The sequence below is a fragment of the Pseudomonas vranovensis DSM 16006 genome, assembly GCF_000425805.1.
GTDB lineage: Bacteria > Pseudomonadota > Gammaproteobacteria > Pseudomonadales > Pseudomonadaceae > Aquipseudomonas > Aquipseudomonas vranovensis.
Map to the genome: position 1 here is coordinate 129,686 of NZ_AUED01000018.1, position 21,752 is coordinate 151,437.

21 protein-coding genes are annotated in these 21,752 nt (G+C 61.7%); 6 read left to right on the forward strand and 15 right to left on the reverse strand.

All coding sequences use genetic code 11. From position 1 onward, the window contains the following. Window positions 1-4 precede the first annotated feature (4 nt). A complete protein-coding gene (locus H621_RS0115470) occupies window positions 5-2,233 on the reverse strand; it encodes an LTA synthase family protein (protein WP_425337424.1) in 2,229 nt (742 codons plus the stop codon). 242 nt (window positions 2,234-2,475) lie between these two features. Between H621_RS0115470 and H621_RS0115475 the strand changes: the two genes are divergently transcribed. After that, entirely contained in the window at window positions 2,476-3,372 is an 897-nt protein-coding gene (locus H621_RS0115475) for a hypothetical protein (protein ID WP_156905615.1), read from the forward strand. Window positions 3,373-3,435: 63 nt separating this feature from the next. Here the strand turns inward: H621_RS0115475 and H621_RS0115480 are convergent, their stop codons facing one another. From H621_RS0115480 to yghU, 5 genes are all read right to left on the reverse strand, one after another. Further along, window positions 3,436-4,473, reverse strand: a complete 1,038-nt coding sequence (locus tag H621_RS0115480; protein ID WP_028944284.1) for an ABC transporter substrate-binding protein — start codon at window positions 4,471-4,473, stop codon at window positions 3,436-3,438. Between the two features lie 353 nt (window positions 4,474-4,826). Then, on the reverse strand, window positions 4,827-5,051 hold the full coding sequence (locus H621_RS0115485) for a hypothetical protein (protein ID WP_028944285.1): 225 nt from the start codon (window positions 5,049-5,051) through the stop codon (window positions 4,827-4,829). Between the two features lie 26 nt (window positions 5,052-5,077). Beyond that, entirely contained in the window at window positions 5,078-5,287 is a 210-nt protein-coding gene (locus H621_RS0115490; protein ID WP_028944286.1) for a hypothetical protein, read from the reverse strand. A 29-nt stretch (window positions 5,288-5,316) separates the two neighbouring features. Continuing rightward, window positions 5,317-5,979 carry a phosphoglycerate mutase family protein gene (locus H621_RS0115495; protein ID WP_245219077.1) on the reverse strand — a complete coding sequence of 221 codons (663 nt, stop codon included), beginning with the start codon at window positions 5,977-5,979 and terminating at the stop codon, window positions 5,317-5,319. A 4-nt stretch (window positions 5,980-5,983) separates the two neighbouring features. Continuing rightward, window positions 5,984-6,823 (reverse strand): glutathione-dependent disulfide-bond oxidoreductase, encoded by an 840-nt coding sequence (gene yghU, locus H621_RS0115500; protein ID WP_028944288.1) that lies wholly within the window; start codon window positions 6,821-6,823, stop codon window positions 5,984-5,986. 224 nt (window positions 6,824-7,047) lie between these two features. On the opposite strand from yghU, the gene H621_RS0115505 reads away from it, so the two are divergent. Beyond that, window positions 7,048-8,496, forward strand: coding sequence for a sensor histidine kinase (locus H621_RS0115505; RefSeq protein WP_028944289.1), 1,449 nt, complete (start codon window positions 7,048-7,050; stop codon window positions 8,494-8,496). Between the two features lie 12 nt (window positions 8,497-8,508). Here H621_RS0115505 and H621_RS0115510 read toward each other — a convergent pair whose 3' ends face one another. From H621_RS0115510 to H621_RS0115535, 6 genes are all read right to left on the reverse strand, one after another. Continuing rightward, on the reverse strand, window positions 8,509-9,183 hold the full coding sequence (locus tag H621_RS0115510; protein WP_028944290.1) for a polysaccharide lyase family 7 protein: 675 nt from the start codon (window positions 9,181-9,183) through the stop codon (window positions 8,509-8,511). 238 nt (window positions 9,184-9,421) lie between these two features. After that, complete coding sequence (locus tag H621_RS0115515; RefSeq protein WP_028944291.1) at window positions 9,422-10,774, reverse strand: glutamine synthetase family protein; 1,353 nt, start codon at window positions 10,772-10,774, stop codon at window positions 9,422-9,424. A 23-nt stretch (window positions 10,775-10,797) separates the two neighbouring features. Next, window positions 10,798-11,355: a helix-turn-helix domain-containing protein gene (locus H621_RS0115520; protein WP_028944292.1), complete on the reverse strand. Its 558-nt coding sequence runs from the start codon at window positions 11,353-11,355 to the stop codon at window positions 10,798-10,800. Window positions 11,356-11,367: 12 nt separating this feature from the next. Beyond that, window positions 11,368-12,657: an NAD(P)/FAD-dependent oxidoreductase gene (locus H621_RS0115525; protein ID WP_028944293.1), complete on the reverse strand. Its 1,290-nt coding sequence runs from the start codon at window positions 12,655-12,657 to the stop codon at window positions 11,368-11,370. An 81-nt stretch (window positions 12,658-12,738) separates the two neighbouring features. Beyond that, window positions 12,739-13,422 carry a S24 family peptidase gene (locus H621_RS0115530; protein WP_028944294.1) on the reverse strand — a complete coding sequence of 228 codons (684 nt, stop codon included), beginning with the start codon at window positions 13,420-13,422 and terminating at the stop codon, window positions 12,739-12,741. A 71-nt stretch (window positions 13,423-13,493) separates the two neighbouring features. Beyond that, the gene (locus H621_RS0115535; RefSeq protein ID WP_028944295.1) at window positions 13,494-13,943 is read right to left on the reverse strand and encodes a multidrug/biocide efflux PACE transporter; all 450 of its coding nucleotides are present in this window, start codon (window positions 13,941-13,943) and stop codon (window positions 13,494-13,496) included. A 93-nt stretch (window positions 13,944-14,036) separates the two neighbouring features. Between H621_RS0115535 and H621_RS0115540 the strand changes: the two genes are divergently transcribed. Then, the gene (locus H621_RS0115540; RefSeq protein ID WP_028944296.1) at window positions 14,037-14,924 is read left to right on the forward strand and encodes a LysR family transcriptional regulator; all 888 of its coding nucleotides are present in this window, start codon (window positions 14,037-14,039) and stop codon (window positions 14,922-14,924) included. Window positions 14,925-15,040: 116 nt separating this feature from the next. Here the strand turns inward: H621_RS0115540 and H621_RS0115545 are convergent, their stop codons facing one another. Beyond that, a complete protein-coding gene (locus H621_RS0115545) occupies window positions 15,041-16,207 on the reverse strand; it encodes a GGDEF domain-containing protein (protein WP_028944297.1) in 1,167 nt (388 codons plus the stop codon). 137 nt (window positions 16,208-16,344) lie between these two features. Between H621_RS0115545 and H621_RS0115550 the strand changes: the two genes are divergently transcribed. The 3 genes from H621_RS0115550 (at window position 16,345) to H621_RS0115560 (ending at window position 19,529) form a co-directional block, all read left to right on the forward strand. Further along, window positions 16,345-17,232, forward strand: coding sequence for a LysR substrate-binding domain-containing protein (locus H621_RS0115550; RefSeq protein WP_028944298.1), 888 nt, complete (start codon window positions 16,345-16,347; stop codon window positions 17,230-17,232). A gap of 93 nt (window positions 17,233-17,325) precedes the next feature. Continuing rightward, complete coding sequence (gene aguA / locus H621_RS0115555) at window positions 17,326-18,438, forward strand: agmatine deiminase (RefSeq protein WP_028944299.1); 1,113 nt, start codon at window positions 17,326-17,328, stop codon at window positions 18,436-18,438. Beyond that, window positions 18,435-19,529, forward strand: a complete 1,095-nt coding sequence (locus H621_RS0115560) for an extracellular solute-binding protein (RefSeq protein ID WP_028944300.1) — start codon at window positions 18,435-18,437, stop codon at window positions 19,527-19,529. The genes aguA and H621_RS0115560 overlap by 4 nt, the downstream gene beginning before the upstream one ends. On the opposite strand, the gene H621_RS27140 is transcribed toward H621_RS0115560, so the two are convergent. Both H621_RS27140 and H621_RS0115570 read right to left on the reverse strand, forming a co-directional pair. Beyond that, window positions 19,518-20,738, reverse strand: a complete 1,221-nt coding sequence (locus H621_RS27140) for an amidohydrolase family protein (protein ID WP_084167966.1) — start codon at window positions 20,736-20,738, stop codon at window positions 19,518-19,520. The genes H621_RS0115560 and H621_RS27140 overlap by 12 nt on opposite strands. 101 nt (window positions 20,739-20,839) lie before the next feature. Further along, complete coding sequence (locus tag H621_RS0115570; RefSeq protein WP_028944301.1) at window positions 20,840-21,529, reverse strand: GntR family transcriptional regulator; 690 nt, start codon at window positions 21,527-21,529, stop codon at window positions 20,840-20,842. Between the last annotated feature and the right edge of the window lie 223 nt (window positions 21,530-21,752).

A 21,752-nucleotide genomic window follows, 5' to 3' on the forward strand; every position in this document is an offset into this window, starting at 1 on the left:
CCAATCAACTGGAGTGGACACTGCGTTCCTCGGAGAGCTCGTCCACGTTCTCGGGTTGTCCGGTCGATTCGGTGATCACGCTGAAATCACTGACCTCGACGGCGCCCAGCCCATAGCCGAGCAGATGGAAAGAGAACGCCTTGCGCGATTGCGGGTTGTCGAAACTGAAATCCATCTCCAGCGGTTTGTCGGCGGTTACCAGCATTTCTGCGGGCAGGCCCAGCGGCACATCCTGTTCCAGCTCCTTGGCCTTGAGCAGGATGTAGGCGTTCTGTTGCGGGTCTACCGAGCGCACGGTCAGGCGTACTCGCGTCTGTGAACCCTTGGGCATTTCCAGGTACTGGGCGCCGATCAGGTTGTCGGCCCAGTCATCCTTGATTTGCGCCTGGAGCGGGATGATGGCGGGGCTGCCGAACTGGTAGTGCTGGTTCAGCGGCGTGCGCAGAAGCGAACGATCCAGGGCGGTGGCTCGCGCCGTGACTTGCCGGGCGCGCGAGCCACCGTACTGGCCAATCAGGGTCTTGCGTTCGGCGACAAACCCGTCGCTTGCGTACTGCTGGCAGCGCTGCTGGAAGTCGCATTCGGCAAAGGTGCCCTGGCCATCGTGGTAGCGCAGCTTGCCATTGGTATACGACATGATCTCGCGGCCTGTCACATAGTCGCGGAACAGGGAGCGACCGCTCAAGGCGGTGGGGACCGGCAGGGCGAAATAGTCGAGAATCGACGTGCTCAGGTCGACATGGCCGTACACCCCGGTTTTCACATGGGGCAGTTGATGCTGCTCGGGTGCGAGCATCAGGTTGAAACCCCATGAAGAAGCCAACCGAACACCCTCGATGCCGTGGGATTCGTCCGAGGTAATGACCACCAGGGTGTCTTGCAGCACGCCCTGGTTTTCCAGGCCGGAGAGAAACGCGCCCAGGGCATCGTCCAGATAGGCAACGGCGGCCTGCTTGGGGGTGTCGTAGCGTTGCAGGTAGTCATCAGGCGCCGAATAGGGCTGGTGGGTGCCGACGGTCAGCAGGGTCAGCATCCAGGGCTGCTTTTGCTTTTTCAGCTGGCCGACGTAGTCCAGGGCACCTTCGAAGAACGCCTTGTCATCCTTGCCCCACGGGAACTCCAGGTAGTTGCTGTTGGTGAACCATTCAAGCCCCAGGGTCGTGTCGAAGCCGATGTGCGGCATGATCTTGTCTTTGGCCATGAAGCGCAGGCCGGCGCCCTGCAGATAGTGTGTGGCAAAGCCGTTCTGGCGCAGCTGGGCGGGCAGGCACGCCTGGTTGCGCTCATTCTGGGTCAGCATCTCGACCCCTTTGGGGGTGCCATTGTCGAGCTTGTCGTAATCGCCGCAGAGCATTGCATACAAGCCGCGAATGGTCTGGTGGCTGTGCAGCACATAGTCAGGGGTGTTCATGCCGCGTTCTGCCCAGCGACTGAGATTGGGCATGAGGTTTTCTTCGTAACTGCTGTGCAAGGCCTGGCGATTGACCCCGATGTAGGCGCCGGGAATGCCTTCCAGCGCGATGATCAGCACGTTGCGAGCGGTTCCCGGTGCCGCGAGCAGTTTGTGGCCATCCAGATCCAGCTGGGTGAGGCCCGCCATGTTCGGCACGACGTCGACAACGTCGCCCTCCAGCCATTCTGCCGCGCGTATTTGCACGTCGCCAACGCTGGCGGCCAGCAACTGATGAGGCAGGTTGTACACATACCACTGGTCTGCATCAGTGGGGTGCAGATGCTGGGCGCCCCAATGGCCAAGCAGCAGGAGTAGTGGCGCTGCCCACGCGCGGCGCGGCAAGCGCGGCGAGGGGGTGGAGCGCCCAAGCCAATGTGTCGTCAGCCAGATCACCAGCCCGAGCAGGAGGGTCGCAGCGAACCAGGGTTGAGCGAAACCACCGCCGCTGGAGTTTTCGAGGAACTGAGGGTCGATGAGGTAGTGGAGGTCCGAAACCGTTGGAAGCCGGCCCACGGCGCTGACCAGTTCGACCGTACCCAGCGTCATCAACCCCCATGCCAGCAACACCGGCAGCGATTGCCACCAGGGACGACCCTGCAGGAGCACGATGAGCAGGCTGGCAATCCCCAGGTCTGAGACAAATCCGAGCGAGCTGGACCAACCCAGTGCCACGCGCAGGCACACGGGGATGACCAGCACCAGCCCGGTCAGGGCCACAAGGCGCGCATAAGGATGCCGTAGCAGGTGGCGGATGACGTTCACAAAAATCCTTCCAATCATCAAAGCTTCACATAAGTATGCTCAATGGTACCAAGCAATGTGAAAACGATCCGGGAAATTCATGAGCGGTCTGGGAGTGAGTAGGCTTTCCCCTGCCTTGAACTCCGGCAACGCTGCCTGGGACGGACGTTGCAACATGTATTAGGAATCGTCCTATATTCTGCATTGTTACAAGGTGCGGATAGACAGCCGAGGATGGAGATATAAAGATTTGGCCTTCATGCGCACAGGGATGGATGAAGGTGTTATCTGATAAAGAACGCTGGGCGGGTGAGTGGCTCAAGGAGAAATTCAGGCGTAACAGGGCAAAAAAAATCAACAATGCAATGATTAAGGAAGGTGCCCTGTGGTATCAGAATTTCATCACTAATCACTCGGCGCTGGATTTTCTCGCCGTATTGATTCCAGGGGTCAGGTTTGGAAATGGGCTAAGCGACTTCAGTGATTTGGCAAATAATAACTACGGCTCGCTTTTAAAGGCCCTTGGCCCGCTGGACTGCGAAGAATCGCTTTTTTTTGATGCCTTCATGCGGTCAAGTTTCTATGCGTGTCACTCCACCAACAGTCCAGCAGTCGTCAATGCTCAAGGCGACTTGGTCTTGTATTCAAGGCGTAAGTTGATTGAGGGTAATGTGGCCCTGGCGGTAGAGCATACGTGCCACAGCGATATTGTGGGTCTGGCCAATGATGATAATGTCTTTTTCTCTTTGGAATGCGGTGTATCGCCCAAGAAAAGTGTCGTCAATGGCAAGGGCAGCCGATTCGGTAGCACTGTCTATAAGGTTGCGTTTCAACACCCCGTTTTTTCATCGGCCTCCATGGTGCTGTTTGATCAACTTATAATGAATGTTCCGCCGTGCAGGCTGCCGGGGATTAGTGAAGAGGCGAAGACATTGATAAAGGGGCGGGCCTATACCCGGCGATCGATCTGTTTTTATGGGCGCAAGTCATTGCCCGCGCTGGCACTGTCGGTGATTTCTGTCGCCAGGCTACTTGCAGAAAAAGACAGGATGATCCTGCTGGGCTTCCGGTCGGAAGGCGACTTGAACGAGCTGGTCCGCAACCTGTTCAGGGTGGAGATCCGGGTTCCAAGAATGGTGGGGATCAGAGGCGGCGAGTATTACAAGTTCGAATGCTGATGGGCATAAAAGAGCCCGCGCAGAGGCGGGCTGGATTTCGATCATGAATCACCGTTCAGCGCATCAGCGTGAAGCCCAGGCATTGAAGCGTTGCTCCAGGTGCTCACCGTGGTCCGCCCAGAACAGCGCATCGACTGGAATCTGCTGGGCAAGGTTCTCGGGTGCGGTGGGCAGTTCGGCGATACGCGCCTTGTCGAGCAGCTCCATGGCCTGCAGGTTGGCAGCGCCGTAGTCGATGGCCTCGGCGAAGCTTTTCTGTTGCGTCGGTTCCAGCGAGAAGGCGATGAACTCGCGGGTTTTTTCCTGGCTGGAGGCGCCGCGCGGTATCGCCCATGAGTCGAACTCGTAGAGCCCGCCCGACCAGACGATCTTCAGGTCATAGGTTTTGCGCTGCTCGGCCGAGAGGCGACCGTTGTAGACCGAACTCATGACCACGTCGCCGGCAGCAAGGTACTGCGGAGGCTGCGCACCCGCCTCCCACCACTGGATGTGCGGCTTGATCTGGTCCAGTTTGGCGAAGGCGCGGTCTTGCCCGGCCTCGGTCGCCAGCAATGTGTAGACCTCTGCCGGTGCAACACCATCGGCGATCAGGGCGAATTCCAGGGTCGACTTGGCCAGCTTGCGCAAGCCGCGCTTGCCCGGGAATCGTTCGACGTCCCAAAAGTCTTTCCAGCCGGTAGGTGTTTCTTTCAATTTGCTGGCGTTGTAGGCCAGTACGGTCGAGTACACCAGGAAGCCGATGCCGCAGGGCTGGATAGCGCCGGGGACGAAGTGTTCGGTGTCGAGGCCGATCTGGGCGGGGTCGAGTGTCTCGAACATGCCTTCGTCACAGCCACGGGCAAGCTCGGCGGATTCAACCTCCACTGCGTCCCACGAGACGCTGCGCGTATCGACCATGGCTTTGACCTTGGCCATTTCACCGTTGTATTCCCCAGAAATGATCGTGCTGCCGCTGGCCTGCTGCCAGGGTTTGTAGAAGGCCTTGACCTGAGCCTCTTTGTTGGCGCCCCCGAAGGAGACAATGGTGAGGTCGGCCGCCAGGCCATGACTGGCAGCCATGATCCCCGTTGCCAGCGCTGCGAATTTCAGAGTGTTGATCATTATTGTTATCTCCTACTGTTCAAGGGTGATGACACATCACTCAAGACACCGGGGCTAACGCGGCCTTCCCAGGCGAGAGACATCCGGGTCTCGGTACGTCCGGCGCCGAATGGAGTGCGTGTACCACCCGGCAACGAACAATAGAGGTTTCCTATGGTCCATTTTCTTGCCGTGTAAAGTGGCATGGAACGAAAGGTAGAAAAATTCTACATTTTCTGATGTTTAGATCGGAACTGAATAAACTGATGCGGCGGGCGGGTGTGGCGGTTCACTGCATGCCAACAAGCAGCACAACAAAAAGCCCGCCGAAGCGGGCTGATGCCGGGCGGAAAAAGGGGAAAAGCCCAGCACGTTCAGTGTAGGTTGCTTTTCACCGCAGGCGAATGCATCGCGTCGGTCGACGCTTTGATCTCGACCAGCGCGGCTTCGATGTTCTCCATGGCTTCGGCGATATGCAGCAGTGCAGGCCCCGGATAGCCTTCAGTGCTCGGGGATACGCCCCTCATGCTGGTGGCCAGGGCCAGTTGGGCATCTGCAAGTCGGGAGAGCAGCGATAGGGTGCGTTTGTCTGAAACCATGGGCAGTCCTCCAGGCTTTCCAGGCCTCAATCATTCATCAATTTTGCAACGCCACGGGTGATGAACTCCAGGTTGTCGTCCAGCTTGGCCAAGGCGTTGCGTATTTTGATCGAGCCATCGGCAGGGCCGTGTAGCTGTTCGATCCGGTTGGAGAGTTCCTCGACCGCTTCGGCGATGGCGAGCTGATTCTCGTTGAGCTTGAAGATAATCGAAGGGATGAGGTTGTTGGTAGACATGGCCTGGTCCTCCTGAAGTAAGGGATAGCCTAGCAGGCAGCCAAACGCTCGCGTTGCCTTCCAAGCTGCCAGTCGCTGCCGTTTGTTGTCCTGTGGATCTGGTAACCCGAGCAATTGGCCACAGGGTTCGACAATTCATACGCCCGATAGTCGAGCATGCACCCCTGCGCAACAGATTCAGCCTTGCCCTCAAGCAACCAGGCAACGGCATTGATGAACTGTCCATGGGAAAACACGGCGACGTCGCGGGGGCAGCTTCCCAGTGCATCAAGAAAATCCCGGGCACGCTGGGTGAACTCCCTGAACGTTTCTGCGCCGGGGCCATCGCGGTAGACGGGGTCGGCTGTGCGCCAATACGCTTGCACCCAGGCACGGCGCTCCTGGGCCGTGGTGTTTGCGCAGCGGCTGGGCTCCAGGTAGGTGAACTCGTGAATCGGCCACACCTGGACTGCCGTCTCGGGAAACAGGCCCGCGGTGGCTTGCGCCGTGCAATGCGCCCTGATGAAGGGCGACGTCACGATCAGCCCGGGGGCCTTCAGGAATGTCTGGGCAACGCGCCGGGCTTGCTCCACGCCCTGTTCGGTCAAGGGAATGAGCGCAGGGTCGTCAGTGGCCGCTCCGATGTTGGCCGCGCTTTCGCCATGGCGAATGAGCCTGACGACCTGCTGCCGAGTGGTGTTCTCCGATGCCAAGGGGCTAGTCCAGGTCTGCTGCGTGATGCCGCTCTGGCACCTGGCTGGCTTCGTCTCCCCAGGTTCGGTTGACGCGCAAGCCACGGACAACCGCAGGTCGTTTGGCGATCTCCTGTGCCCAGCGTTGGACATGGGTGTATTCATGCACGCTCAAGAACTCGGCTGCCGAGTACACGTTGCCCAGCGCCAGTTGGCCATACCAGGCCCACACGGCAATATCGGCAATGGTGTAGCTGTCGCCGGCAAGGTAGGGGCTTTCGGCCAGGCGGCGGTCGAGCACGTCCAACTGGCGCTTGGCTTCCATGGTGAAGCGGTTGATCGGGTATTCGAATTTTTCCGGGGCGTAGGCATAGAAATGCCCGAAACCACCGCCCAGATAAGGAGCGGCGCCCATTTGCCAGAACAGCCAGTTCAGGGTTTCGGTGCGCCCGGCCAGGTCCTTGGGCAGGAAGCTGCCGAACTTCTCTGCCAGGTAAAGCAGGATCGAGCCGGACTCAAATACGCGGATGGGCGGGTTTTCACTGCGGTCCAGCAGGGCGGGGATCTTCGAGTTCGGGTTGACGGCAACAAAGCCGCTGGAAAACTGGTCGCCCTCGCCGATACGAATCAGCCAGGCATCGTAGTCGGCCGCGGTGTGCCCCAGTGCCAGCAGCTCTTCGAGCAGGATGGTGACCTTCACGCCATTGGGGGTCGCCATCGAATACAGCTGCAACGGATGCTTGCCCATCGGCAGGGCCTTGTCGTGGGTGGGGCCTGCGACGGGGCGGTTGATGTTGGCGAATTCGCCGCCATTGGGCGCCTCGTGTCGCCAGACCTTGGGGGGAGCATAGGGTGCCTTGCTCATGTGACGAACCTCCTGGTGGGCAATGCGAAGGGCAAAAGTGTGCGCTCGACAGCATACCTTCGGCAATGGCGACAGGGGCAAAATAGAGCGCGCGCGGTTTCTTTTCCGGGTTCGATGCAGGCCAAATGATGTCCAGCTAGAGTGTAGGAAAAAGGTGGGTACGGGCTTGGCCAACGTCAGCCACAACGCACGATCATTGCCGTTACAGTTGGCGAGCCGATTCCATGAATGCAGCGTCATCCTGGTTCAAGCACCTGCCGTTTCGAGCATTCACGCCCACTACAGCCCTGGGGCAGTTCAACCTGCTGCGCTGGTTCTCGGTGATCAGTTTTATCATCATTGGCGCCGTGGCTATTGGCCTGGGCTCACTGTCGACGCGCTTCTTGATGAACGAAAGCCTGGAGCGCGATGCGTTGCTGTCGGCCCAGTTTATCCAGGCGGTGGCCGTCGGCGAAATTCGCCATCACGATCTGACCGGCATGCAGATGGGCGCCATCCTGGTGTCGCCGATGTATGCCATGTTGAACGAGCAAACCCTGAGTAACCGGGCACGGGCGCGCTCGGAGTTCCTCGATCACCTTGCCCACCTTCCCGATTCGCTGCTGGCCACCATTTACTCGCCCCGGCGGGTGGTGGTGTGGTCGACCAATCCTGCGTTGATAGGGCGCAAGATCATTGATGATCCGGCCCTTGAGGCGGCATTCACGACCCGGGGCCAGGTGTCGGCCAAATACAACGAGGTCCAGCAGCAACGGCTTGACCAGCAGTTCATGCAACCACCCCGGGCGTTCTTCATCGAAAACTACATTCCGCTCCACGATGAGCAAGGCAATGTGTTGGCCATGGTCGAGATCTATAAAGAGCCGGTGGACCTGATCGAGCGGGTCAACCGCGGCTTTCGTCTGATCTGGATGGCCACCGCGCTTGGCGGCCTGGCCATTTACGTAGGGTTGTTCTGGATTGTCTGGCGCGCTTCCAAACTGTTGGCCTCGCAGCAAGACCAACTGGTGGCCAACAAGACCTACGGCGGGCTGGTCGAGATGTCGACCGCCGTGGCACACAGTATGCGCAACCCACTGGCGAGCATCCGCACCAGTGCCGAACTTGCCCAGGGTCTGCCAGGGCAGCCGGCGGGCAAGTACATCGACGACATCGTCAGCCAGGTCGACCGCATGTCGATCTGGGTACGGGACCTGTTGCTGTGTCTGCGACCGCTGCGCGGCGAATCAGAGCAGGTCGAGCTGATCGATGCGGTGCGAGGCACATTGAAGGGTTTTGAACAGCAAATCGAGCGGTCGAGAATCCAGCCGAGCTTTGATCTTGTGCCCGTGCCCCTGGTAGTCAGCCACCCGTTGCTGCTGGCGCAGGTGCTGAACAGCATTATCGCCAATGCCATCGAGGCGATGCCCGAAGGCGGCCGCTTGCACATGGCGACCTCCCTGTCTGCCGACGGGCACACGGTTTATCTGTTCATCAACGACACCGGCAAAGGCATGACACGACAGCAGGAAATGGCGGCCTTCAAGTCGTTCTATACCACCAAGCAAGGCGGGCTGGGCATCGGCCTGATCATGGTCCGGCAGATCATGGAGCGGTTCGGCGGAGAGGTTCAGCTCGACAGCCGCGAACAGGAAGGCACCCGCGTGTGCCTGTGCTTCAACGTCAGCGCGTGAACGCGGCGGGCCTTAGACGTGGCGTAGTTGCAGGGTGCTGAGGATGCACACCGAGGCGTCGTCGGAGGCGGTCGAGCTGGTGTAGTCGACCTGGTTGTAGACCCCGCCATGGAAGTTGAAGGTGCGCGCATTCCAGCTGCTGTCCATTTGCAGCACGCCGGTGCTGGCGCTCAGCCCATTGCACCGGGCCGTGAGGGTCAGGGCACCTTTTCCGGTCAGTTCCAGCGTCACCGTAAAAGCTGCCCCCAAAGGCACGTTGTTCAATAGCGTGATGCTGGCGGGCGCCGCCTGGTTGAAGCTTTGGCGAAAGCCGTAGCTGATATTGCCCTTGTTCCAGAACACCTTGAGCGCGGGGCTGTCGTCGTTTTTGACGTGCAACTGCGAGATCACCACCTTTTGTGCGTGGTTGACCCGGGTCAGGGTCATGACCTGATGGTTGCGGTGCAGGTCGGCACTGTCGAGGGGCCAGTAGAGCGGTTCTTTCCATTCGCAGCGGGTACGGTGAGTGCTTTTGCTGGAGGCGCCTTTGGTGGGCGCAGTGAAGCGTACCGAACCGTCGGCGAGGGTGGCGAGTACTGCCGGGTAGCGTTCCAGGGCCTGGACGCCGGTGAGCTCCAGGGCGACGGGATCGGTGACGGATTTGGGAACGGGGAGGGTGATGGTGAGGGTGTTGATGTTTACGGACATGGTTTTTACTCCTGAATGCGCGACAGAATGCGTCGCGCTCAGGCATAAAACTAGCTTCAAGCTAAATATGCGTCAATGCATAAAGCTAAATTAATTTAGCCGTGATAGGTATCCGTACCACCACGTAGCCGCTGCCGCCAGGCTGCGATCGACTGCGTAGCAGTCGCCATCTACCGTCTAGGACCGCTTTGCGGTCGATCGCGGCCTGGCGGCAGCGGCTACGAAAGCGGCAGGGTCTTCAAAGAAACCACCGATACTCCCGCGCACTGATGTCATGCAAAAAGGCCAGGTGGTCCTGGCGCTTGTTCTCGCAATACACCATCACGAACTCGCTGCCCAAGCCTTCATTGACCGCCGGATGCTGGCGCATGGCGCTGACGGCGGTGAGCATGTCCTTGGGGAAGTCGATGCCACTGGCGCGGTCTTCATTGAGCGGGGCAATCGGCTCACGGCCGGCGTCCAGCCCGTGCTCCATGCCACACAGGATGGCTGCCAGGACCAGGTACGGATTGGCGTCGGCGCCGGCCAGGCGATGCTCGATACGCAGGTTGCGCGGGTCGGACTCGGGAATGCGGATGCACGCATCACGGTCTTCGTAACCCCAGCTGGCGCGGCTGGCAGCGTTGACCATGGCACCGTAGCGGCGCATGGCGTTGTGGTTGGCGGCGAAGATCGGCATGCAGTGCGGCAGCAGTTCCAGGCAGCCCGCCACGGCATGGCGCAAGGGTTGTTGGTCATTGGCGGCCAGCAGGTTGTTGCCATCCCGGTCGTACAGGCTGACATGCACGTGCATGCCGCTGCCCGGAGCCTGCAGGTAAGGTTTGCTCATGAAGCTTGCACGCATGCCGTGCTTGAGCGCCACGCCACGGGTGCTGCGGCAGAACAGGGCCGCCCAGTCGGCGGCACGAAGACCGTCGTCGCAATGACCGAAGTTGATCTCGAACTGGCCAGGGCCAAGCTCTGCGGTAATCACGTTGGCGTCCACGCCTTGCTCATTGGCTGCCTCGACCATCTCGCGCAGTACGTCGGAATAGCGCGACAGGCGCTCGATATGCATGTTCGGTTGATCGTCGGCGTCATCGCTGAACGGGTCGCGAGGGAACTGCGGCAGGCCGTCCTTGAGGCTGCGGTCGAACAGGTAGAACTCGAGCTCGAACGCTACCACTGGGCGAATGCCGCGCTGCTCAAGGCGCTGCAGCACCCGGGCGAGTACTTCCCGGGGCTCGAACTCGATGGGCGCGGGGGTGCCATCGGAACTGATCAGCATCTGCCCCAGGGGCTGGTTTTCCCAGCGCACCGGCTTGAGGGTGCCAGGGATCAGGCGGCGCGGCGCATCGGGGTCGCCGTCGTTGAAACAGTAGTCGCCAATCGGGAACAGCCCGCCCTGAACGCCCAGCAGCACGCAGTTCTGTGGCAGTTTCAGGGGGCTGCCGGCGGCGACTTTCTCGAGCATGTCGATGGGGTAGCGCTTGCCATAAAAATGCCCGGGAATGTCCAGGCTGATCAGGTCGACATAGCGCACCTCGGGGAATCGGGCGCGAAATTCACGGACTTCAGTGAGCAGATCGGGAAAGCTTTTTGTTGTTGTCATCGATTGCGATCCTGCAGCGTTGTTCAACGAAATACCCAGAGTACCCGGGTCGGTTGGTCGGTCAGGTTGGCGTAGCGGAACTGGCTGTGTGGCGGTAGCTGGAAGCTGTCGTTGGGGTTCAGGGTCACGGGTGCCTCGCTGTCGTCGAGCCACAGGCTCAATTGCCCTTCGAGGACGAAGCCGCCTTGCTCGGAGCTGTCGTCCAGGTGGCCCTCACCGCTGCTGGCACCCGGCGCCAGGTGGCTTTCGAGCATGGAGAAGCCGCCAGTGAGCTTGGGCGAGACCAGCACGTCGGTAATGCCGCCGGCGTAGTACAAGGTGCGGCGCTCACCGGGGCGGGTGACCCAGTCCAGCTCCCGAGGTTTGCTCAGGTTGTAGAAGTAGGTGGTGGGCACATCCAGGGTTTCGCTGATGGCAGTCAGGTCGGCCACGGTGGGGCGCGACAGGCCGCGTTCGACCTGGGACAGAAAGCCCACCGAGCGGTCGATACGCTGGGCCAGCTCGCCCAGGGTCAGGTTGCGGTGCTTGCGCAGGTCACGGATCAGGATCGCCAGGCCTTCGATTTCATCCTGCATGTCCATGGTGCTGTCCTCTCAAAGGTTGTCGCGCAGGCGGTACCAGGCCTTGGCTGCCGCTTCCAGCGGGGCGGCGAGCACGTCGCCGCCGGGGAAGCGGCCGTTGTCGATGGCCTGGTACAACGCCAGCAAGTCGGTGTCGCCGAGAATGGCATCGCTGACGGCGCGGGCGCCGGCCAGGGTCGGCAGTACGCCATGCCCGGAAAAGCCCTGCAACCAGTAGCGTTGGCCACTGTGGCCGATATCCGGGGTACGCCGCAGGCTGCAGTCGATGTGCCCGCCCCAGGCGTGTTCGATGGCCACGCCACGCAGTTGCGGGAAGGCGCGCTCCAGCACCGGGCGGGTAGCGGCGGCCACATCTCGTGGAATGCCGCCCAGGTAGGTGCAGCCGCCGCCAAACAGCAGTCGGTGGTCGGGGGTCAGGCGAAAGTAGTCGGGTACGAACTGGTTGTCGATCACACAGCTGTTGCGCGGCAGCAACGAGTGGGCCAGTTGCGGATCAAGGGGTGCAGTGGCCACCTGGTATGAGCCCACCGGTAGCAGGCGGCGCGACAGTTGCCGGTCCAGGCCGTCGATGTAGGCGTTGCAAGCCAGCACCAGCACGTCGCTGCGCACCTCGCCGTGTTCGGTGCGGGCCACATAGCCTTTTGCGGTTTCGCGGTAGTCCAGTACCCGGGTCTGTTCGTACAGGCGCCCGCCGGCGGCCTCGATGGCAGCAGCCAGGCCCTGGGCCAGTTTCAGCGGGTTGAGATGGGCGCCCTCAGGGTCATACAGCGCGGCCTGGTAGCGGGGGCTGTCGATCCAGTCGGGTAACTCGCCGCGCTCGATCAGGCGTAGCTTGTCGTAACCCCACTTGTCTACGGCCTCGCGCTGGGCTTCACGCAGCATCCCGACCCGGCGTGGCAGTACGGCGGTCCACAGGCTGCCGGGACGGTAGTCGATATCAAAGCCGTGGCGCTGGGGCAGGGCGCGCATTTCACCGGCGGCCCAGCACATGCTGTCCCACAGGCGGCGGGCACGCTCATGGCCCAGGGCTTTTTCCAGTGGCGGCATGTCGCACGACCAGCCCAGCAATGCCTGCCCGCCATTACGCCCCGATGCCGCCCAGGCTACCCGGCTGGCTTCCAGTACCGTCACCCGCTTGCCGGCCAGGGCCAGGCGCAGCGCCGTGTGCAGGCCGCTGAAACCGGCGCCGATCACCAGCACCTCGGTGTCGAGGGACTCGTGCAGGGTGGCGCGCAGCGGGATGGCAGTGGGGAAGGTGCGGGCGTAGTAGCTGGCGACATGCTGGGCGGATTGCTTGAACATGGCGGGTCTCGTGAATTTTTATTGGTATATTTTCATGAAAAACTACCAGATAAATTTCACGTATCCAACCCCTATCGGGTTTTACAAGCGACGCGCGTTCCACACCAGCAGCACCCGTGCCTGGATATGCAGCTTCTCCAGGGCGGCGCCTTCGATCATCAGCGGTGGGTACAGGGGGTTATCGGAAATCATCCGCAAACCGCCGCCCGTCAGGCGCTGCAGGCGCTTGACGAACAAGTCGCCTTCGAGGCTGAAGACGTAAACGGCATCGGTGCGCACCTCATCGATGCCACGGTCCACCAGCAGTGCATCACCGTCGTTGAAGGTGCCAGCCATGCTGTCGCCTTCGCCGCTGATGATTGCCAGGTTGGCCAGGCTTGAATAGCTGATGCCCTGGCTGCGCAGCCAGTCCTGGTGCACGGTGAGGTCGCGGATCACCTCGATGTGGCTGGGTGGTGTATTACCGCTGCCCATGGAGCCGCAAATGTCGAGGTGGGAGATGGTGATAAAGCCTGGCGAAGGTGGCATCGGGATGGCTGGCTGCGTGGGCACCTGGTCCTGCAGCACATCCATCCAGCCAGGCGCCAGGCCCTCGGCGGCCTCGATGCGTCGTGCCACCTCGTCACCGAGGTTCTTTTCGGTTTTTTGCGAGAGAATCTGGCTCAAGTGCGCCGGGCTGATGCCCCAACGTCCGGCGCAGGTCGCCTTGCGCTGGACGCCGATCAGCCGGAGCAGGTTGGTCTTGCGGATGTCGTGAATATTCATGGGCGCCGGCTGCCATCATTTAGCTGTGTGCTAAACAGGCTAAACCAAAAGGCGCCCACCGGCCAAACCGCTCACTGCGCCTGCAGGACTCCGGTCCGGGTTTTGACCAGGCGTTGGCGCAGCAGGTCGTAGGCCCAGTTGTAGGCCATGGTGTAGGGCAGCATGAAGACGAAAAAGCCGATCTCCAGCGTGAACGCCTGCAACAGCGACAGATTGAGCATCAGCGCCGCAATCGGCACGCCGATCACCACGAAGCCGACCTCGAAACCGCTGGCATGCAGGGCCCGGACCTTGACGGTACGGGTCACCCGGTCAGCAGGCCAGAAACGGTCGAACACTGCGTTGTAAAGCATGTTCCAGAGCATCGCCACGGTCGAGAGCACTACCGCCAGCGTACCGACCTCCAGCATCGAGCGGTTCAGCAACCAGCTGCCGATAGGCGCACAGATCAGCACGGCAATGGCCTCGAAGCCCACGGCATGAACAATTCGCTCGGCAAAGGATTTATGGGAGGCAATCATGACAGCACCTGAACGGTTGATTTCGATGGGGTGATTGTCATCGCTTTTTTGCGTATGTTAAAAATGGATTCCATCGATAAAAGCGATACAGCCATGCGTTACTCACCTGAAGCGTTGCAGGCCTTCGTCGAAGCGGTTGCCCTGGGGTCCTTTTCGGCGGCAGCGCGCAAATTGCGCAAGAGCCAATCCACCGTCAGCGCCGCCATTGCCAACCTTGAGGCCGATCTTGGCGTCAGCCTGTTTGATCGCCAGGCCCGCCACCCGGTGCTGACCGAGGCAGGGCGCAAGGTGTTGGGGCATGTGCAGGAAATCCTCGCCGCCAGCGAGCGGCTGGACGAGCTGAGCATCCGCCTGGCCGACAACGTCGAGCCGCGGCTGACGCTCGTGCTGTCCGACATGTATCAACTGAGCCCGGACAACCACGTGATGCGCCAGTTCGAGCAGCGTTATCAAGACATCGAACTCGAATGCATGATCGCCGAGGCGGGGGATGTGTTGAGCTTGCTGCAAAGCGGCCGGGCACATGTGGGGTTGCTGGCGGCGCAATCGAAGTATCCGCCGGACATTGCCGTGCGGCGTTTGCCGGGGCATGCCCAGATGGGAATTTTCGTTGCGCGCGAGCATCCGCTGGCGAGGCTTGAGAACCTGACCCAGGCCAACCTTGCCAGCCACCGCCAGCTGTACCTCAACACCTGGGCCGACAGCGAGAACAAGCCCCAGGGGCGGGTGTGGTCGGCGCCGGATTACCTGTTGCTGCTGGAGATGACCGAGGAGGGTTTTGGCTGGGCCGAACTGCCTCATGGGCTGGTGCAGCAGTATGGACATGGGCAGTTGGTGGAATTGCCCCTGGCTGGTTGGCCGCGACCTATTGCCGTGGACGCGGCGTGGTCGCGATTGACCCCGCCGGGGCCTGCCGGCTTGTGGTTGCTGGACTGGCTGACGCGGGATACCAACGGCAGGGGTGGGGATGCCCCGCGATGAGGCCGGTACCGCTGAACCTTCGACCGCCGGGCAAGCCCGCTCTTGGGCCTGCGCCGAACCGGTAGTCGCGGGCTTGCCCTGCGAGCAGTAGTTCTGACGACACCCATTTGGCAAGCTCACTGCGGCATAAGCCCACCCTCACCATACAACTCCACCCGATTACGCCCCTCATCCTTGGCCCGGTACAACGCACTGTCGGCCATCGACAGCAACCGCGCCAGGTCATGGCCGCCGCTACTGCCGACAATACCGATACTCACACTCAACAACCCTGGCTCCAGCAACGGCAATGCATGAAAGTGGCTGCAGATACGCTGCGCCACCCGCAACGCTTCCGATTCATCGGTGTTGGCCAGCAAACAGGCAAACTCCTCGCCACCAATACGGCCGAACACATCACCTCGACGAATGCACTGGCTGGTCACCCGGCTGAAGGCAATCAACGCCTGGTCGCCCGTCTGGTGCCCATAGTTGTCGTTGAGCCGCTTGAAATGATCCAGATCGCACAAAAGCAGCGCCACCGGCTCACCTCGGCGAGTGCAATCGGCCAACAATTGCGCGCCGTGGGCCAGAAACGCACGACGGTTGCCGATACCGGTCAGCGGGTCGGAGAAGGCCGCCGCCTTGAGCTTGAGCTCGGTGCGCTCACGCACCATCGCCAGCGTCACATAGGCAATGCCGATGGCATACAGCATGGACTCGAACAGCATGAAGGCGAAAAAAGTTGCCGTGGTGCCAGCACCAGAAATGGCATGCTCCAGGGAAATGCCCGGGTCATAGAATGCTCGCACGCCATAGAAACTGGTGTGCATCAACGTCAGCAGCAAGGCGGGCAGGTAGGAGACTTCCATACGCTTGCGGTTGCGCCACAACTCGAACACCGTCAGAGCGCTGTAGCCGCCCACCATCAGCGAATACAGCATTACCCGTTGGGTCAGTTCGTCAAAGAAGCCTGGGGTAGTGCTCCAGGCTATCCAGAGCAACGCTCCGGCCACGATTCCGGGTACATGCGCGGGGCGCCCGCCAAACACGCGCATGGCCGTCCAGTTGAAGGCGGCGCTCAGCAACAGGACGATGTTGCCCAGCACCAGGGCGATGAAATCCAGCCCCATGCCGCGCAGGCTCAGCAGGATCGCGCCAAGGGCTGCGAGCAACAGCATCAGGCCCAGGTAGCCCAGGGTGCATTCGCGTGCACCGTGGCGCCAGGCATGCAAGGTCAGTACACCCATCAAGGCAAAGATGAAAGTGGCAACCAGCATCAGGGTCGGGATGCTCAACAGCACGTGTAACGCTCTCCATGCGGCCCCGGCGGGCAATTCAGCGGCATGCTAGCGGAGCAGGTAGTACTTTGCCAGCATTGGGGCGCCTGCTTTAGACCATTGGCTTGCGCTATGCTGCCTGCCGATCCCGGAGCCTGCCCATGCGTCGATTGCCATCACTGACTGCCCTGCGAACGTTCGAGTGTGCTGCCCGCCACGGTCATTTCGGGCGTGCCGCCGCCGAGCTGTGTGTCACCGACAGTGCCGTGAGCCATCAGATTCGCCAGCTTGAAGAACAACTGGGCGTCGAGCTGTTCGTGCGCCAGGGCCGTCAGGTGCGCTTGAGTGCCGAGGCGGGGCGACTGTTGCAGCAGGTGCAGCAGGCGTTCGAGTTGATCGGCAAGGCGTGCGACGAACTACGTGACCCAGCGTCCCAGGCCGTGCTGCGCCTGGCGGTCACCACCGAGCTTGCGCAAAAGTGGCTGGTGGCGCGGCTGGCCGATTTCAGCAACCGCTACCCGCACATCACCCTGCACCTGCACGAGCAGCCCATTGATGCCGGCGCTCCCGCTGCCAATATCGATATCGCCATTACGTATGGCACCAGTGCGCTGGATGCCAGCACTCACTTCGTCCGACCCTTGCCGTTGCTGCAGTTTTTCCCGGTGTGCAGCCCGGGGCTTTTCAACCTCGGCGGGCTGAAGCGTCCGCGCGACCTGGTGCGTCACTGCCTGCTGCATGACGATCAGGACGGCAAGACCTGGACTACCTGGCTCGCCACCCATGCCGAAGACGCCCAACCCGGACGCCAGCTGTATTTCCCCCACGCAGCACTGGCACAGGAGGCCGCGGCGCTGGGGCAGGGCATGGCCATGGGCGATAACCTGACTTGCCAGGCCGAACTGGTCAGCGGCCGCCTGGTGCGCCCGTTCACTGCCAGTGTCACGGCCCAGGGCCAATATGCGCTGGTGTGCGAACGCCTGCGCCTGGAGCGCGGGGCGGTGGCCGACTTCATCGAATGGTTCACCACTCAAATAGCCGACCCCTGAATTCAATTCATCAATCCGCAAGTTTTCATCGTTGGAAGCCCGGGCGGCGCCGGCGTAGCGTGCAGCTACTCCCACCCGACACAGAGGTCGCTCATGGCTCGTTCCCTCACCACTACCCCCAAGGCCGATGGTTTCCGCTTGCCCGGCGAATTCGAGCACAAGGCCGGCTGCTGGCTCGGCTGGCCGGAACGTCCGGATGTATGGCGCAACGGCGCCAAGCCTGCGCAAAAGGTCTGGGTCGAGATCGTCACGGCCATTGCCTCCAGCGAGCCGGTCACCGTGTGTGCCTCGGCGGCCCAGTACGCCAACGCCCGGCGATTGCTGCCGCCTCAGGTGCGGGTGGTGGAGATGACTTGCAACGACACCTGGTTCCGTGACAGCGGCGCCTGCTTCGTGGTCAACGATGCCAGTGGCGAAGTGCGCGGTGTCGATTTTGAGTTCAACGCCTACGGCGGGCTCGACGGCGGCTTGTACTACCCCTGGGACAAGGATGACCAGATCGCCCAGAAGATCCTCGAAATCGAACACCTCGACCGCTACCGCGCGCCCCTGATCGCCGAGATGGGCGGTATCCAGAGCGACGGCCAGGGCAGCGTGCTGACCACCGAACAATGCCTGCTCAACCGCAACCGCAACGCGCACCTGGGCAAGGAGGAAGTGACCCGCCGCCTGCAGGACTACCTGGGCGCCGAGCAGGTGATCTGGCTACCACGCGGTTGCAAGTTCGACGAGACCGATGGCCACATCGACGACCTGGCCTGCTTCGTGCGCCCCGGCGAAGTGGTGCTGCAATGGACCGACAACCGCGACGACCCGCAGTGGGAAATCTACCAGGAGGCCTACGACATCCTGCGCAGCACCCGCGACAGCCGCGGTCGCACCCTCAAGGTACACAAGCTGCCACAGCCCGATGTGCTGGAGTGGACGGCCGAGGAAGCGGCCGGGCTTGATCAGGTCGACGGCACTCACCTGCGCCAGGCCGGTACGAAAATCTGCGCCTCGTACATCAACTACTATGCCGGCAATTCGGCCATCGTCCTGCCGTTGTTTGGCGATCGCAACGACACCATCGCCCAGGCCACACTGGCTGAACTGTTCCCCGGCCACCGCATCATCGGCATTGAAAATTCCCGCGAGATTCTCCTGGGCGGTGGCAATGTCGCCTGCATCACCATGCCTCAATATTCAGGAGCAAAAGCCTCATGAACCTGCGCGCCTGTGGTCTGGCCCTCGCGCTGGCATGCAGTGCGCAGGCGCAGGCCGCCGACAACCGGCAAGCGACGGTCAACCTGTATATCTGGGGCGAGTACCTGGCCCCGGACACCCTGGCCAACTTTGAAAAAAGCACCGGCATCCGCGTGGTGGCCGATCACTTCGATTCGCTGGAAACCGTAGAGACCAAGTTGCTCACCGGCCGCAGTGGCTACGACCTGGTGCTGACGGCCGGCCAGCACTTGTCGCGGGCGATCAGCAGCGGCGCTTTGCAGCCGCTGGACAAGACCCGGTTGCCGCACCTGGCCGGAGTCGGCGAGGAGTTCCGCCAGCACATGGCGGTGTTCGACCCCGGCAACCGTTATGCCGGCACCTACGCCTGGGGCACCACGGGCGTGGGCTACCAGCAGCAGGCCGTGGAGGCCAGGCTGCCATCGGCACCCACCGACAGCTGGGCGATGCTGTTCGAGCCCGAGGTGGTGTCGAAGTTTGCCAGTTGCGGGGTAAGTCTGCTCAACGACCCCAACGAGGTGTTCGCTGCCGCCATGCGCTACCTGGGCCTGGACATCAACCGGCAGCGCATTGAAGACCTGCAGCAGGCCGAGGCCCTGTTGCAGAAGGTGCGCCCGTACATCCGCTACTTTGACAACGACCGCAACATCAATGACCTGGCCAACGGCGAAACCTGCTTGGCGATGTCCTGGAACGGCAACGTCGCCATTGCCCAGCAGCAGGCGCAACAGGCCAGCAAGGCCGTCACCTTGAACTTCAGCATTCCCCGTGAAGGCACACTGATCTGGCTCGATGCGCTGGTGATCCCCAAGGACGCGCCGCACCCTGAAGCGGCCCTGGCCTTGATGGACTACTTGATGCGCCCGGAGGTGATCGCCCCGATCACCGACAACATCCAGTACGCCAATGCCATTACGGCCGCCGATGCCTTGGTGGACCCGGCGATCCGCAGTGCGCCCGCCACTTATCCGCCTGCCGAAGTACGGGCGCGGCTGTACAGCAAGAACGACAACAGCAAGGCGTTCAACCGGGCGCTGACCCGAGCATTCAGTCGGCTGAAGTCAGGTACCTGAACCCATTGCCTGCGCCGGTTGCACCTCGAACTGCAGTCCGACCGGCGCCGGGCACAGTTGACCACGGCGCACCAGGCGTCGCTCGGAGGGGGCGGCGGCAACCGCTGCAGCTGCATTCGGTGCCTTGATAATGACGAAGGTCGCCTCGTTGCCGACCTTCAGCCCGTAGTCGCGCTTGTCCATGACCGTGGCGCTGGCGGTAGTGGCCATCGCCAGTGCCACATTCAGGTCTTCGTCGCTGTAGAAGCCGGAGCGATAGCCGATGAGCATCGCGCGCTGGAGCATGTCGGCGTTGCCGTAGGGCCACCAGGCGTCCTGGATGTTGTCGTTGCCGGTGAACACGTTCACCCCGGCATTACGCAGTTGCAGTACAGGCGGGAAGGGGTGGTCGCCCGGGGCGTTGGTCATGATCGAGATGCCGGCCTGGGCCAGCGTTGCCGCCGTGCGCTGCACGACGTCCAGCTCCACCTGACCCAGGGCGTAGGCATGGCTGACGCTCACGCGCCCCTGCAAGCCGACTGCGCAGGTGCGTGCGGCGATGCGCTGCAATTGCTCGATGCCCTGCAGGCCAGGCTCATGCAGGTGGATATCGACCTTCACGCCACGGCGTTCGGCAATCCCGAACACCACGTCCAATTGACCCTCGGCGTCACCGTCCAGCGTGGTGGGGTCGATACCGCCAATGACTTCGGCGCCGTCGGTGATGGCCGCTTCAAGCACGTCGGCGGTACCCGGGCACGACATCACCCCGGCCTGGGGGAAGGCCACCAGCTCGATGTCGACGATGCCGCGCCACTGTTCCCGAGCGTGCATCACCGCATGCAGATTGCTCAGGCCTGTGGAGGCATCGACATCCACATGGCAGCGCATCGCCACGGTGCCGAACGACACCGCCTGGCGGATCAGGGCATCGGCGCGTTCGACAATCGGCGGCGCCAGGGCCAGTTCGCGCTTTTCCACGGCCAGACGTTCACGCAGGCTGCCAACGGGTTGGTGCGGGTGCCAGCGGTCGCCGACAAAGCTTTTATCCAGGTGGATATGGCCGTCGACAAAGCCGGGCAGCACCAGGTGTCCGCCAAGGTCGATGCGCTCTACACCTTCAAGGGGGCCAGGGTTTGCGTCGAGGCGAGCGATACGGCCATCGGTGACGGCCAGGGAGAGGGGGCTGCCGTCGGCGGCGACGGCATTGATGAAAACACGATCAAACATTTCAGGACCTCTATGGGGGCCCTCCCACCCTATAAAAAGCCCTGATGCATTTACCAATTAAATATCGGGATCGATATCAGTTGGGTCGTGAATGGCGGGTTTCAGCCACCCAGCAGGTGCTTGAGCGGGTGGTAGTCGGCCTTCAAGGTTTGGGTGGCCTTGAGTATGGCTTCTTCGATGCCCCGCAGGTGCGTACACACCAGCTCGATGGCCGCCGACTGGTCGCCCGCTTCGAGGAACTCGATCAGGCGCAGGTGCTCGTTGCCACGGCAGGCTTCGTGGCGTTCGTCGTCCAGTGTCGAGGCGTACAGCGAGCCGCGTTCGATCAGCTTGCGGAACCAGTCCAGCAACACCGGGTTGTCCAGCACCTCGGCCAGGCGCAGGTGGAACTCACCCAACAGGTTGACGTAGCGGGCATGGTCGCCTGCATCGGCGGCGGCTTCCTCTGCGGCTACATGCAGGCGCAGGGGGTGCAGCACGCTCTTGTCGGCGCGCCGGCACAGCTCGGTGACGATGCCGATCTCAATCAGGCGCCGGGTTTCGAACACCGAACGAATGTCATCGTCGCTGGGCAGTGACACCCATGCGCCCTTGTTCAGTTCGGTGGAGACCAGGCCGTCGCCTTCGAGTTGCTTGAGCGCCGCGCGCACCGAAGTGCGGCTGACCTTGAAAAGCTCCGCAAGCGACGACTCGCCCAGTTTCATGCCGGGGCGCAGGGTGCGCTTGCGGATCGCCTCGTGGACCCCCAGGTAGACACGCTCTACGGTCGATGCGGGGTGTTTTTCCGTCATTACCAGCTCCGATATTCCTTGACCGCCCCAGCATGCCGTAAATGTGCCTAGACAAAAAGTTGCAGCGTGAAATTGTGCGCCATCGCGGGGCAAGTCGAGGCGTCGCACCGCCCCTCCCACCGGGTGTAGGAGTGGGCTTGCCCGCGATCTCAAGATTGTGTATCGGCGTAGCAGTCTTGTGGATACATGTTACGGGTTGTCGTTACGACAATTCACATTTTTG